Raw genomic sequence first — 12,746 nt, 5'->3', positions numbered from 1 at the left:
AGGAAGGGACATGCCATGACCAACTCCCGTTTCACGGGCCGCCGTCGCACCGTCGCAGCCGTGTTCGTCGCTGCGGCCGTGATCGGCGCAGGCGCCGTCACCGCCACGGCCGTCACCTCCCCGACGGGGCGGCCCGCTCCCGGTCCGGCCGCCCCGTCGGCACACCACCAGCGGCACGGCACGGACGACCGGGGTGCGGACGACCACGGCCGCCACTCGGGCACGGACGACGGTTCCCGCACCGCACCGGCGACCCAGGGCGTGCCGGGCGCCGCCGTGGAGGACAGGCCGCACGCGGACGACCACCCGACCGCGCATCACGGCCGCTCCGGCGACCGGAGCCCCGAGGCCCGGCACCACGCCGACGACCCGGCGGGCGACGACCGCGGTGGTGTCAGGAGCGGCGGTGCGGACGACCCCGCCGGGGACGACCACCACCGCGGGCGAGGCTCGCACGGCGGTGGGGACGACCACCGCGGCGGCGGCTCGCACGGCGGCCGCGACGACCACTGACGGCGGCGGCCGCGCAGGCGGCAGACCGGCAGATCGACAGGGCCCCGACCACAATGGCTGGGGCCCGGCGATACCCCGTTACTGGTCGCGGCTCTCCGCGAGGGCGTGCGCGACGAGGGCGTTGGCGTGGCCGTGCCCGAGGCCATGCTCCGCCTTGAGCCAGTTCACGAGTTCCAAGTGCTTCGACAGGGGCGAGGTCCGGATGAGCTCTTTCCACTCCGAAATCGGGCGGCCGTACTTCTTCTCGATGGAAGGAAAGTAGCTGGCAGGGCCTTTGACGGTGTCGGTCATGTCGGCAATACCCCATCTGTAGGTGCTGGTTGTTCCGGACTGCCGGTCGCGCCGCACGTCCATCGGGCCGCGTAGCGGTGTTGTCGCTCATCCGACTGACGGGCGGAGCGTGGATCATCGGTCGGCAAAGGTGCGCTGCGTCACACACCCGCCCCCGGGTGCGCTCGAAAGCGCCACGGGCTCATCCGGCGCGACCGGCCTCACTTCGCCTGTGGCCGGCGGCCCGGCGTCAAGAGCACCAGCCCTGCCCCGATCATGTACGCCCTCGCCGCCGCCAACACGGCCTGTGCCGCTGCCGGGTTCATGTCCGGCACCCGGGTGGAGAACCGCTGCTGCATGGTGCCGATCCGTGTGGGCCCAGGCTTGTGCCGCAGGATGTCGCGACATCTTCCGGGTACGTGGCCGTGGACAAGGGCGGCCGGACGATCCGTGTCCGCGGCAAGGCAAGGAGGCGCAACCCCACATGGCGAAGCCCGGGCTCCGCGGAGGGTCTCTGTACGATGCCCGCGCGTCCCGGACCACGGGCCGCATCGCGCCGGGCGGGCCGGGCGCTTCGAGGTGAAGACCATGGAGAACCGTCAGGTTAAGCCGGATGTGGAGAATCTTCGCACGGCCGTCACAACTTGGGAGGGTCTGCATGGGTCCCCGGGCGTACATACCGGGCGGTCGTGAGAAGTTGTGAGATATGAGAGCGTGAGCGGCGTGAGTCAGACACCCCCCACACCCCTGCAATACCGCTTTGACGGGCCAGAAGACGCTCCAGTCCTGATCCTGGGGCCGTCTCTCGGCACAACATGGCACATGTGGGACCGCCAGGTCCCCGAGCTCGCCGAGCAGTGGAGGGTCTTCCGGTTCGACCTGCCCGGGCACGGCGGAGCGCCCGCGTACCCGGCGGGCTCCGTCGGCGATCTCACCGTCCGCCTGCTCGCCACCCTGGACGCGCTCGGTGTGCAGCGTTTCGGCTACGCGGGCTGTGCGCTCGGCGGCGCCATCGGGGTGGAGCTCGCACTGCGTCACCCCGAGCGCCTCGCCTCGCTCGCCCTGATCGCCGCCTCGCCCCGCTTCGGCACCGCCGACGAGTTCCGTCAGCGCGGCGTGATCGTCCGGACGAACGGCCTCGACCCGATCGCCCGGACCGCCCCCGAGCGCTGGTTCACGGGAGGGTTCGCCGCGGCCCAGCCCGCGATCACCGAATGGGCGGTGCAGATGGTGCGCACCACCGACCCCGGCTGCTACATCGCGGCCTGCGAAGCGCTCGCCGCCTTCGACGTACGGGCGGAACTGGGCCGTATCGGGGTGCCGACCCTGGTCCTGGTCGGCGCGGACGACCAGGTGACCGGGCCGGCCCAGGCACGCACCATCGTCGCCGGGATACCGGACGCACGCCTCGCGGTCGTCCCCGGTGCCTCCCACCTGGTGCCCGTCGAGCAACCCGCGGCGGTCACGGATCTGCTCGCCCACCACTTCGCGACCGCGTGGCACCCCGGGTACGACGCCGCGACCGGCCAGATGGCGGCCATCGCGGCGCCTCCCGTGAAGCCGGTGCTGTCCGGCCCCGTGCCGACGGCGCCCGTGGCCGAGATCGCCCCGGCCGTCCGGCCGCCGGAGCCGTCGGGCAGGGCGGACACGTACGACACGGGGATCAAGATCCGCCGCGAGGTGCTCGGTGACGCACACGTGGACCGGGCGCTCGCCTCGGCGGACGACTTCTCCGGGGACTTCCAGGAGTTCATCACCCGGTACGCGTGGGGCGAGATCTGGGACCGGCCGGGTCTGGACCGGCGCTCGCGCAGCTGTGTCACCCTCACCGCGCTCGTCGCGGGCGGCCATCTGGACGAACTCGCCTTCCACACCCGGGCGGCCCTGCGCAACGGACTCACTCCGGAAGAGATCAAGGAAGTGCTGCTCCAGGCGGCGGTCTACTGCGGCGTACCGGCCGCGAACAGCGCGTTCAAGGTGGCCCAGCGGGTCATCCGGGAGGAGACGACCCCTCTGGAGTGACGGTCTGCCGGGTGGTGGGAGCACATGCTCGGCGGGACCCGGCGGAGCGGGCCGGGGCAGGATGGAATCATGAAGCTCACGAAGAAGTCGCACGCCTGCATCCGGCTCGAGAAGGACGGGCGCACGCTCGTCATCGACCCCGGAGGCTTCAGCGAGGAGGACGCGGCCGTCGGTGCCGACGCCCTCCTCGTCACGCACGAGCACCTGGACCACTTCAGCGAGGACCGGCTGAGGGCCGGGATGGAGGCCAACCCCGGCGCCGAGATCTGGACGCTCGCGTCCGTCGCGGAGCAGATCTCGGCGGCCTTCCCGGGCCGTGTGCACACGGTCGGCCACGGCGACACCTTCACCGCCGCGGGTTTCGACGTCCAGGTGCACGGCGAGCTGCACGCCGTGATCCACCCGGACATCCCGCGCATCACCAACGTCGGTTTCCTGATCGACGGCGGGAAGGTCTTCCACCCGGGCGACGCGCTCACCGTCCCCGACCAGGCGGTGGAGACGCTGATGCTCCCCGTGATGGCCCCCTGGAACAAGATCTCCGAGGTCATCGACTACGTCCGCGAGGTCGGACCGCAGCGTGCCTACGACGTCCACGACGCCCTGCTGACGGACCTGGCCCGACCGATCTACGACACCCAGGTCGGTGCGCTGGGCGGCGCCGAGCACTTGCGGCTGACGCCGGGGGCGTCGGCGGAGGTCTGAGCGCCGCGGCGGCCGGGAGGCCGGAGCGGGCTCCGTGAGGACGCGGGGGACCGTTGTCGTACCCGCCGGGTAGGTTGTGGGACATGCGCATCGCCACCTGGAACGTGAACTCGATCACCGCCCGCCTCCCGAGGCTTCTGGCCTGGCTGGAGAGCAGCGGCACGGACGTGCTGTGTCTCCAGGAAGCCAAGGTCGCCGACCAGCAGTTCCCGTACGAGCCGCTGCGCGAGCTGGGCTACGAGGCGGCTGTGCACGCCACCGGCCGGTGGAACGGCGTCGCGGTGCTCTCCCGCGTCGGCATCGAGGACGTGGTCAAGGGCCTGCCCGGAGACCCGGGCTACGAGGGCGTCGAGGAGCCCCGCGCCGTATCCGCGACCTGCGGCCCGGTCCGCGTCTGGTCGGTGTACGTGCCGAACGGCCGCGAGGTGGGCCACCCCCACTACGCCTACAAGATCCAGTGGTTCGAGGCCCTGAAGGCGGCCGTGGCGGGCGACGCCGGGGGCAGCCGGCCGTTCGCCGTGCTGGGCGACTACAACGTGGCCCCGACGGACGACGACGTCTACGACGTGGCGGCCTTCGAGGGCGCGACCCATGTCACCCCGGCCGAGCGCGCCGCCCTGGCCGAGCTGCGGGAGACCGGTCTCACGGACGTCGTCCCGCGCCCGCTGAAGTACGACCACCCGTACACCTACTGGGACTACCGCCAGCTCTGCTTCCCGAAGAACCGGGGCATGCGCATCGACCTGGTCTACGGCAACACCTCGTTCGCGGCGGCGGTCAAGGACGCGTACGTGGACCGTGAGGAGCGCAAGGGCAAGGGCGCGTCGGACCACGCGCCGGTCGTGGTGGACCTGGAGGTCTAGGGAGTCCCCCCGGTGTCACTCTGGTGCGACCCCTCGTACCGGTGACACGCTGGGCCCATGAACATCCCCTTCCTGGGCACCTGGCGCAAGAAGCGCGACCCCGCCCGTGGCGTCGCGGTGTTCTCCGGGGGCGACATCGACAAGAGCTCCGTCGCCCAGCTTCTCTCCGAGTGCGAGTTGCTGCGCTCCCAGGCCGAGGACGCCGGTGTCGAACTCGACGACTCCGCGGCGTCCCTGGAGGCGCTCGACCAGGTCGTCCCGCGCTGGCGTGACGACGAGGAGACCCTGCCCCGGCTCGGGAACGACGCGGGACTCTACCTGGGCACGGTCATCGTGCGCACGGTCCCCGGTGCCGCGTGGGAGATCCGGCCGTACGGCCGTCCCGTCGTACGGCTGTCCTCCGGGCGAGAGCTCGATGTGGTGGCCGACGGCCTGACCTGGGCCTCCACGGGCGCTCCGGAACTCTCGTATGTGTACGCAGAGGCGGCCGAGGCGTAGCCCCACCCCGATCGGCACCCTGTAAATACGGCTAATGCCCGAACGGTGCGTGTCGGGTGTCGAGCGCGTCCGCGTCTGGATAGCTTGCGGGACCTGCGACACGGCTGAGCGACTAGGGCGGGCAGGGCATGGCGGTCGATCCGCTGATCGAGCTTCACGGCGTGAACAAGTGGTACGGCGACCTGCACGTCCTGCAGAACATCGATCTCACGGTCGGCAAGGGTGAGGTGGTCGTGGTCGTCGGGCCCTCGGGGTCCGGCAAGTCCACGCTCTGCAGGACGATCAACCGGCTCGAGACCGTCCAGTCCGGCACCATCAGGCTCGACGGCCGGCCCCTCCCCGAGGAGGGCAGGGCCCTCGCCCGCCTCCGCGCCGAAGTGGGCATGGTGTTCCAGTCCTTCAACCTCTTCGCCCACAAGACCGTGCTGCAGAACGTCTCACTCGCCCCGGTGAAGGTCCGCGGACGCAGGAGGGACCAGGCCGACACACGCTCGATAGAACTCCTCGACCGTGTCGGCCTCGCCTCACACGCGTCGAAGTACCCCGCCCAGCTCTCCGGCGGTCAGCAGCAGCGGGTCGCGATCGCCCGGGCTCTGGCCATGGACCCCAAGGCGCTCCTGTTCGACGAGCCGACCTCCGCACTCGACCCCGAAATGATCAACGAGGTCCTGGAGGTGATGCGCCGGCTCGCCCTCGACGGCATGACCATGGTCGTGGTCACCCACGAGATGGGCTTCGCGCGGGCCTCCGCCCATCGCGTCGTCTTCATGGCCGACGGCCGCCTGGTCGAGGACCGCACTCCCGAGGAGTTCTTCACCAACCCGCGCAGCGACCGCGCCAAGGACTTCCTGTCCAAGATCCTCAAGCACTGACCGGGGGAGTCCGACCGTGATCCGTACCCGACGTGTGTGGGCCGCACTGGCGCTGCTGATGGCGCTGACGGTCGCAGCCTGCGGCAAGGAGGGCAGTCCCCCCACCAAGGGGCCCGCCACCGACAGGCTGCCGCACTACCAAGTGGCCCGGGGGTTCCGGCTCCCCGAGTCGCCCACCTGGAATCGGGCGAAGAAGCGCGGCTACTTCGTCGTCGGCGCCAAGGAGGACCAGCCCTACCTCGGCGAGCGGGACCCCGCCACCGGCACCTTCTCCGGCTTCGACATCGAGATCGCGAGGATGATGTCGGCCTCGCTCGGCCTGGCGCCGGAGACGATCCGTTTCCGGACCATCGCCTCCGCCAACCGCGAAACCTCCCTGCAGAACGGGCAGATCGACTACTACGTCGGCACCTACACCATCAACGCCCTGCGCAAGAAGCTCGTGGGATTCGCCGGCCCTTACTTCATGGCCGGCCAGGACCTGCTGGTCCGCCGGGACGAGCGCGGCATCCACGGCCCGCAGGACCTCGACGGCAAGCGCGTGTGCTCGGTCGCCGGTTCGACCCCGTACCAGCGCATGAAGAACGACTACCCGAAGGCGGTCCTCGTCGCGTACGACACCTACTCCGTCTGCGTCGACAATCTGCTCACCTATCAGGTCGCCGCCGTGACCACCGACGACGCCATTCTCATCGGCTTCGCGGCGAAGGCCCCGGACGAACTCCGGGTCGTCGGCAGGCCCTTCTCCGAGGAGCCCTACGGCATCGGGGTCCCCCGCAAGGACAACGCCCTCAGATTCGCACTCGACGACGCACTGGAGGCCCGCATGAAGGACGGCGACTGGAAGAAGGCGTTCGAGGCGACCCTCGGCCTGTCCGGGGTGCCCGCGCCCACCCCGCCGGCCATCGACCGCTACCCCGCGACCTGAGCGAGGCCCGCGTGAACGTACTGACCGACAACATCTCCGTCTTCGCCGAGGGTTTCCTCGGTACCGTCGAACTCACCGTCTACTCCTCCCTGCTGGCCCTCGCACTCGGCTTTGCGATGGCCTCCTTCCGGGTCGCTCCCGTGCGCTCCCTCAGGGTGTTCGGCACCGCGTGGGTGACGGTCCTGCGCAACACGCCGCTCACTCTGCTGTTCTTCGCGGTGCTGCTCGGCCTGCCGCGCTTCGGGCTCGTGCTGCCCTTCATGGTGTTCGCCGTCCTGGCGCTCGGCTGCTACACCTCGGCGTTCGTCTGCGAGGCACTGCGGTCGGGCATCAACACCGTTCCCACGGGCCAGGGAGAGGCGGCGCGCAGCCTCGGCATGTCCTTCGGGCAGACGCTGTCGCACGTCGTTCTGCCGCAGGCCTTCCGGACGGTCATCCCGCCGATCGGCTCGATCCTGATCGCGCTCGCCAAGAACTCGGCGATCGCCGGCGCGTTCAGCGTCACCGAACTGCTCGGCACCTACCGGACGCTGAGCGAGCTCGGCTACAACATCGTCTGGACGTTCCTCTGGATCGCCGTCGGCTATCTGGTCGTCACGGGTGCCATCAGCGCGGTCTTCAACATCCTGGAGCGCCGCTGGGGAATCGCCCGATGACCGTCAAAGCCGCCGCGGCCACCGCCCTCTACGACATTCCGGGACCGAGAGCCCGCAGACGGCACCGCCTCTTCGGTGTCCTCGCCACGGTGGTCCTCCTCGCCCTGCTCGGCTGGATCGTCCATCTCCTCTTCGTCACCGGTCAGTTCACGTACACGAAGTGGATGCCCTTCGAGTACAAGGGAATCCAGGAACTACTGCTGCGCGGCCTCGGCAACACGCTCAAGGCCTTCTTGATCGCGGCCGTGCTCTCCCTGGCCCTGGGCGGGCTCCTCGCCGTCGGACGGCTCTCCGAACACGGCCCGGTGCGCTGGATGTCCACACTCGTCGTCGAGTTCTTCCGGGCCATGCCGCTGCTGGTGATGATCTTCTTCATCTTCGTGGCGTTGAAGGTGCAGGCCCTGCCCGCCCTGGTCGCGGGGCTGACCCTCTACAACGGCTCGGTGCTCGCCGAGGTCTTCCGTTCGGGCATCAACTCCGTGGACCGGGGCCAGAAGGAGGCCGCGTACGCGCTGGGCATGCGCAAGACACAGGTCATGGCGTACGTCCTGGTGCCACAGGCCGTACGGGCCATGCTGCCCGCCATCATCAGCCAGTTGGTGGTGGCGCTGAAGGACACGTCCCTGGGCTTCCTGATCACCTATGAGGAATTCCTTCACGCCGGCAAGCTCATCGCGTCGAACCTCGACTACGATTTGCCGTTCATCCCCGTGGTGATGGTGATCTCACCGATCTACATCGGGATGTGCATGCTGCTCTCCCGGGTCGCGCAGTGGGTGTCCGGGTGGGAGCGGCGCAGTCCCAAGACCGAGGCCGTGGACATCGAGACGGCCGGGGCGGGGACGCTGCTGCCGGGTGGGGTTCCCCCCACGGCCCCGGGACCGTAGGGGAGGAGGGCAGCAGCCACAGGGCCAGGCCCGGCCGGCGGCAGCCGGAGATCACTGCTCGCGCAGCGGAACGGACACATAGGAAGGATCGTCCGCAGGCGAGGAGAAGGTCAGCTGCGCGCCGGACGGGTTGTGCTCGATATAGAGCGGGTCGACCGTGTCGACGACCAGGGCGAGCCGGTGTCCGGCCGGGACGTCGTAGGCCGTGGAGAACAGATCCAGGTCGACGGCGAACGGCCGGCCGGGCGTCCGCCCGTACCAGGTGTACGGCGCGTTGCTGACCAGCTTGCCGAGGCCGAGCGGACCCACGTCGTAGAGATAGGCGACGAGGGTGCCGCTCGCCTTGGTGCCGGTGACCGTGGTGTGCATCTTCACGGTGCCACGGACCCGCTGGGCGCTCGCGTACTTCTCCGACTGCCACACCGCGGCCCAGCGCCGCGGGAGGAGCGGGATCCATGCGGCGGGGGGTGCCTGGGCCACCTGGTCGAGCATGCTGGAGAGGAAGATGATCCCGCCGTCCGCGCCGGAGTCGACGTTCGCGTGGATCCTGTGCGTCCCGGCGAGGTCGATCTTCCTGCTGGTCGCGGCCACCGACTTCCAGTCCGGGTAGCCCTCGTAACCGCCCGTGGAGCGGGACTTGAGCTGTACCGGCTGCTCGCGGTCGATGCCGTTGTCCACGCCCTTGAGGTAGTGGTCGAGCCACCGCCGGGTGTCCGTCCACACGTCGTTGGGCAGTCCGAACAGGCCGGTCAGTTCGGCCGTGGCATGGTCGCCCGGGCGCAGCTCCAGCCTCTTCGGGCCCGTCAGCTTCTCGTAGAAGTCGGCGTATCCGTTCGCCGGGAAGATCGTGTCGCCCCAGGCGTTGGCGAGCATGACGGTCGCGCCGTTGCGATTGATCCGGTCGACGTAGGCCGCGGGTGAGCGCTTCTCACCCCAGGCGATCAACTCCTGTTCCTTGGAGAGGTCGGAGGCGTAGAAATCGTTGAACACCTGCCTCACCTCGGGGCTTTCACGGCCGGTGAGTGTTGCCGCGCCGTCCAGCAGGGCGGCCGCCTGGAGGTGCTGGGTGCGGCCGGAGTAGATCGAGCCGATCAGATCGGACCAGCCGCTGAGGGAGGCGACCGCCTTGATGCGGCTGTCGTGAGCCGCCGCCAGCAGACTGATGCCGGCGCCGTAGGAGACGCCCGCCATGCCGATGTGCCCCGCGTCCGCCGGGGTGTTGGCGAGGGCCCAGTCGATGACCTTGGAGGCGTCGGCTGTGTCGGGTGGGCCGGCCACCTCTATCCGTCCGCCGGACTGCCAGAAGCCGCGCACGTTGTAGGTGACCACGACATAGCCGGAGTCGGCGAGCTTCCGGGCCTGGGCCAGATACTCGACCTGCGGCAGGCCCCAGCTCGTGGGGAGCACGACGAGCGGATAGCGCCGTGTGCCGTCGGCCTCTGAGGGCGTGACGACGTTCGCCTTGAGCACCGTGCCGACGTCGCCGGTGATGTCGACGAACCGGACGCCGCCGTCTGCCTGTGCGGTGGGAGCGAGCCCGAGGACGCTGCCGGCGATCAGCGTCGCCGAGGCTGCACACACGGTGGTCGTGCGCAGGGCCTTGCGGGCGGACCCGCCCGTCTCCCGCCGGTCTGCTCGACGGCGCTTCCCGCCCCCGTGCGTCATGGGTCACTCCTCACTCGTGTCAGTGCAAAGTGACCCGACGGTAACCGTGGTCGTTTACCAGAGGTAACCCGTCGGTAAGTTACGCCCGAGTAACGATTGTTGACGCCTGGAGGAACCTAGGAGGCGCGATGGGATGTAGGAGCGGCGGGCACGGGTGCGGGAGCCTGCGCGACCCGCGTGACGTCGCCCACCAGCTCGACCACATCCGGCCCGTACGCCTGGGAGTTGACGACCTTCAGCACCAGCACGAAGGAGCCCGAGCCGTACTTGCGCGCCAAGCGCTCGTGATGGCGCGCGAGGTAGCGGGTCGCCGCCTGGTTGGTGATCGCGCGCTGGCCGCAGAAGAGGAAGACGGGTCTCGATCCGCGGCCCAGATCCGCCGTGAGCCGCGCGAGGACGACGTACTCCGCCTTGCCGGACTCCAGTCGGTACTTCTCCCCGCCGATCCGGAACGCACCGCGTTCCGGGCCCGGTTCGGGGTCGGTGTTGACCTGGATGCCGGGCAGGAGGGAGTTGAGGTGCGCCGCCATGCGGCGGTTCGACGAAGGTCCGCCGACACAGAACTCGGTGCGCTCACCGAAACCCTGCTGGGCCGCGTCATGTGCGACCACCTGGGCGTTGGCGCCGCAGTCCTTGATGAGCGCGGAAAGCTCCAGCAGGGCGAACACGTCATGGCGCATGACCGTCAACTCGGCGCCGCCCGCCTCCCGGTTGACCACGAGGAGCGACTCCGAATTGTCGGGGAGCCCGAAGAACGCCTGCTTCCGGCGGAGTTTCCGCCTCCATATATAGGTACGGGCCAGCCAGCCGAGGGCGGCGCTGATACCGGCCGCGACCACCCCGAGGACGATGTTGCGCACGTCGTCGTTCATGGCCGCGCATGCTAGCGGGTCCGGACGACGATCAGGTGCTTTTCGCAGGTCAGAGCTCTGCCGGGCAGGCCCCCAGCCGGTGCCGAAATTCCGTGCAACACCCACACGTCTCACCATCTCCCACAACCGACCGTTCGGCAGGCCGCCGAGGCCCTCGCCGCATCGCGCAGATCCTCGACGTCCGGCTCGACGTAGAAGTGATCCTTCGTCCGCGGGTTGGTGTGCCCTGCCGACCGCGCGAGGATGTGCCGCGGTACTGCACCGCACCGACGTCAACCTGACCGCCCCGCAACATAGTTGGGGAGCGCTCCCGAGCCCGTGAGTTCCGGAGCCCCGGTGCCGATCACGACACCGGGGCGGAGGCGGCGGCGCGCCTCCTAGGCGGAGAGCGTTTCAGGATTGCGCCAAACCCAGTTCTGGCGGGAGTAGCGCAGTGTGAATCCCGCGCGGACCAGGTTGTGGTACGAGGAGTTGTGCGTACCCGCAGGCTCGTCGAAGGTCTCCACCACGAGCAAGCGGCACCCTGCGTCCCGGGCCGCGCGGATACGGGCGGCGATCAGCGCCGACTGCGCACCCCGCCCGCGGGCCGCAGGCAGGGTGCATCCGGCGAACAGGCTGCCCACCTTCTGCCGTGTGCGCAGAGTCGCAGTGGCGACGATGGCGCCGGCTTCGCGGACGGCGAAGGGGTGCCAGCCGGGGAGGCCGACCGAGGCGGCCGCCATCTTCTCCATGCCCTGGGCCGGCATCCCCATCGCCGGTGGTACCACTGCGGCCCACTCGGCTGCCTCGTCGAGTGCGACCGGGCCGACGGTCAGACCGTCGTCGAGCGTGACACCTGAACTCGCTTTTACGGCGGTGTCAATGTCAGTAGCCAGCTTGCGGATGATTTCTCCGCGCTCGATACCGAGCTTCTCGCAGATGGCCGGCCAGTCCTCCGGGACGGTTGACGGCGCCAGTTGAATGGTGGCCGTCCGGATGTTCCGCTCCCGGTAGAAAGCGATGACCTGCTCCATCAGCGAGAGCGTGACTGGCTCGTCGAAACCGAAGCCGAGGGCCTTGCTCCAGTAGTCGCTGGGGTCGTCCCGCATGGCCAGGACGACTCCGCCGCCCAACCGCATGGAATCCAACCCGTACGTGGACCGGTCGGGCTCGGAAACCCCCTCCTCGAATTCGTACATTTCCTCGGCCTCTGCTTTTTCGAGCAATGCCACGGTAATGTCGAGCATAATGTAAGAAGACCCTTCTTGAGGTGACCGGAAGCGAAGTCCGACGCAACACGTCGGTGAAGTTGCTGGGATGCCGGGCCCGCGGCCGGGGTTCAGCCAGACGTCCTTCACTGTCCGAGAGCGAAGGCCGCGCGGCCTATCGCCTTTGATTTTTTCCAGCAATGTGGTTCTGTTCGCCGGCCCGCGTGTGCGGACTGCCGGGAATTGGTGCCCGACGGGCCTCCGGTGTGGAACCGTCTCAGCGCACCGCGCTGACCGTCACCGTCGGCTGGTCTTCGCCGTGCATCTGGCGCCAGGATGTCTCTTCGCCCTCCAGTCCTGTCGTGTGGAACCGGGCGTTGAGGTCAGCCAACTGTTTCTCGGTGGGGTGCGGGCCGAGCAGGTTCATGTCGAGGAAGAGCGCCTCGTTACCCGCCGGCGAACAGACGAACAGCGCCCGCCCACCAGTGGAGGTGGTGAAGGTGTGCTGACTCCCCTTGGGTACCACGACCATGGTGCCCGGTCCTCCGCAGAAGGTCGCATCCCCGACGCGGAAGTCGTAATGACCTTCAAGCACGTAGATGATTTTCATGAAGTCGTGGTGGGCGTGCGGAGGGTTGTCAGTGATCACGTCATGATTGAAGACGAACGCGCCCAGTGCGCCGTCGACGTCCTTGCCCTGGATCATCACCTCGAGCCAGTGCTTGCCCCCCGGATCCACGCGCACGCCTCCACCCGGCGCGACCGCCCAACCATCTGTTCCCCAGTTCCCCACGGTGTGTCCTTTGTA

15 protein-coding genes are annotated in these 12,746 nt (G+C 69.2%); 9 read left to right on the top strand and 6 right to left on the bottom strand.

The window, feature by feature from the left end; translation table 11 throughout:
- Positions 1–15: 15 nt before the first annotated feature.
- A complete protein-coding gene (locus ACSHXN_RS10390) occupies positions 16–513 on the top strand; it encodes a hypothetical protein (protein ID WP_438302974.1) in 498 nt (165 codons plus the stop codon).
- 78 nt (positions 514–591) lie between these two features.
- On the opposite strand, the gene ACSHXN_RS10385 is transcribed toward ACSHXN_RS10390, so the two are convergent.
- A complete protein-coding gene (locus ACSHXN_RS10385; RefSeq protein ID WP_438302973.1) occupies positions 592–804 on the bottom strand; it encodes a DUF4287 domain-containing protein in 213 nt (70 codons plus the stop codon).
- Between the two features lie 200 nt (positions 805–1,004).
- Complete coding sequence (locus ACSHXN_RS10380) at positions 1,005–1,142, bottom strand: hypothetical protein (protein ID WP_438302972.1); 138 nt, start codon at positions 1,140–1,142, stop codon at positions 1,005–1,007.
- A gap of 364 nt (positions 1,143–1,506) precedes the next feature.
- Between ACSHXN_RS10380 and pcaDC the strand changes: the two genes are divergently transcribed.
- The 8 genes from pcaDC (at position 1,507) to ACSHXN_RS10340 (ending at position 8,214) form a co-directional block, all read left to right on the top strand.
- A complete protein-coding gene (pcaDC, locus tag ACSHXN_RS10375; RefSeq protein WP_355128054.1) occupies positions 1,507–2,805 on the top strand; it encodes a bifunctional 3-oxoadipate enol-lactonase/4-carboxymuconolactone decarboxylase PcaDC in 1,299 nt (432 codons plus the stop codon).
- A gap of 69 nt (positions 2,806–2,874) precedes the next feature.
- Positions 2,875–3,510: an MBL fold metallo-hydrolase gene (locus tag ACSHXN_RS10370; protein ID WP_355128056.1), complete on the top strand. Its 636-nt coding sequence runs from the start codon at positions 2,875–2,877 to the stop codon at positions 3,508–3,510.
- Positions 3,511–3,593: 83 nt separating this feature from the next.
- Complete coding sequence (locus tag ACSHXN_RS10365; RefSeq protein WP_355128058.1) at positions 3,594–4,373, top strand: exodeoxyribonuclease III; 780 nt, start codon at positions 3,594–3,596, stop codon at positions 4,371–4,373.
- A gap of 57 nt (positions 4,374–4,430) precedes the next feature.
- Entirely contained in the window at positions 4,431–4,871 is a 441-nt protein-coding gene (locus tag ACSHXN_RS10360) for a DUF6278 family protein (RefSeq protein ID WP_438302971.1), read from the top strand.
- A 128-nt stretch (positions 4,872–4,999) separates the two neighbouring features.
- Positions 5,000–5,743, top strand: coding sequence for an amino acid ABC transporter ATP-binding protein (locus ACSHXN_RS10355; RefSeq protein ID WP_355128062.1), 744 nt, complete (start codon positions 5,000–5,002; stop codon positions 5,741–5,743).
- A 58-nt stretch (positions 5,744–5,801) separates the two neighbouring features.
- Entirely contained in the window at positions 5,802–6,671 is an 870-nt protein-coding gene (locus ACSHXN_RS10350) for a glutamate ABC transporter substrate-binding protein (protein WP_383353243.1), read from the top strand.
- Between the two features lie 11 nt (positions 6,672–6,682).
- Positions 6,683–7,327 (top strand): amino acid ABC transporter permease, encoded by a 645-nt coding sequence (locus tag ACSHXN_RS10345; protein ID WP_355128064.1) that lies wholly within the window; start codon positions 6,683–6,685, stop codon positions 7,325–7,327.
- Positions 7,324–8,214 carry an amino acid ABC transporter permease gene (locus ACSHXN_RS10340; protein WP_355128066.1) on the top strand — a complete coding sequence of 297 codons (891 nt, stop codon included), beginning with the start codon at positions 7,324–7,326 and terminating at the stop codon, positions 8,212–8,214. The genes ACSHXN_RS10345 and ACSHXN_RS10340 overlap by 4 nt, the downstream gene beginning before the upstream one ends.
- A gap of 51 nt (positions 8,215–8,265) precedes the next feature.
- Here the strand turns inward: ACSHXN_RS10340 and ACSHXN_RS10335 are convergent, their stop codons facing one another.
- The 4 genes from ACSHXN_RS10335 to ACSHXN_RS10320 form a co-directional block, all read right to left on the bottom strand.
- Positions 8,266–9,879 carry an alpha/beta fold hydrolase gene (locus ACSHXN_RS10335; protein WP_438302970.1) on the bottom strand — a complete coding sequence of 538 codons (1,614 nt, stop codon included), beginning with the start codon at positions 9,877–9,879 and terminating at the stop codon, positions 8,266–8,268.
- Positions 9,880–9,995: 116 nt separating this feature from the next.
- Positions 9,996–10,751, bottom strand: coding sequence for a hypothetical protein (locus ACSHXN_RS10330; protein ID WP_355128070.1), 756 nt, complete (start codon positions 10,749–10,751; stop codon positions 9,996–9,998).
- A gap of 377 nt (positions 10,752–11,128) precedes the next feature.
- Positions 11,129–11,962, bottom strand: coding sequence for a GNAT family N-acetyltransferase (locus ACSHXN_RS10325; protein ID WP_438302969.1), 834 nt, complete (start codon positions 11,960–11,962; stop codon positions 11,129–11,131).
- Between the two features lie 253 nt (positions 11,963–12,215).
- Positions 12,216–12,731: a cupin domain-containing protein gene (locus ACSHXN_RS10320; RefSeq protein WP_356112064.1), complete on the bottom strand. Its 516-nt coding sequence runs from the start codon at positions 12,729–12,731 to the stop codon at positions 12,216–12,218.
- Positions 12,732–12,746 lie beyond the last annotated feature (15 nt).

It is taken from the genome of Streptomyces sp. HUAS TT11, assembly GCF_051553595.1.
Taxonomy (GTDB): domain Bacteria; phylum Actinomycetota; class Actinomycetes; order Streptomycetales; family Streptomycetaceae; genus Streptomyces.
The sequence above is the reverse complement of the archived record's forward strand: the minus strand, read 5'-3'. Positions and strand labels throughout refer to the sequence as shown.

Excerpts from the sequence above, each read along its gene's own strand:
- ACSHXN_RS10360 (WP_438302971.1), top strand. The coding sequence starts at position 4,431 with ATGAACATCCCCTTCCTGGGCACCTGGCGCAAGAAGCGCGACCCCGCC.
- ACSHXN_RS10355 (WP_355128062.1), top strand. The coding sequence starts at position 5,000 with ATGGCGGTCGATCCGCTGATCGAGCTTCACGGCGTGAACAAGTGGTAC.
- ACSHXN_RS10370 (WP_355128056.1), top strand. The coding sequence starts at position 2,875 with ATGAAGCTCACGAAGAAGTCGCACGCCTGCATCCGGCTCGAGAAGGAC.
- ACSHXN_RS10330 (WP_355128070.1), bottom strand. The coding sequence starts at position 10,751 with ATGAACGACGACGTGCGCAACATCGTCCTCGGGGTGGTCGCGGCCGGT.
- ACSHXN_RS10365 (WP_355128058.1), top strand. The coding sequence starts at position 3,594 with ATGCGCATCGCCACCTGGAACGTGAACTCGATCACCGCCCGCCTCCCG.
- ACSHXN_RS10385 (WP_438302973.1), bottom strand. The coding sequence starts at position 804 with ATGACCGACACCGTCAAAGGCCCTGCCAGCTACTTTCCTTCCATCGAG.
- ACSHXN_RS10390 (WP_438302974.1), top strand. The coding sequence starts at position 16 with ATGACCAACTCCCGTTTCACGGGCCGCCGTCGCACCGTCGCAGCCGTG.
- ACSHXN_RS10335 (WP_438302970.1), bottom strand. The coding sequence starts at position 9,879 with ATGACGCACGGGGGCGGGAAGCGCCGTCGAGCAGACCGGCGGGAGACG.
- ACSHXN_RS10350 (WP_383353243.1), top strand. The coding sequence starts at position 5,802 with ATGGCGCTGACGGTCGCAGCCTGCGGCAAGGAGGGCAGTCCCCCCACC.
- ACSHXN_RS10340 (WP_355128066.1), top strand. The coding sequence starts at position 7,324 with ATGACCGTCAAAGCCGCCGCGGCCACCGCCCTCTACGACATTCCGGGA.
- ACSHXN_RS10380 (WP_438302972.1), bottom strand. The coding sequence starts at position 1,142 with ATGCAGCAGCGGTTCTCCACCCGGGTGCCGGACATGAACCCGGCAGCG.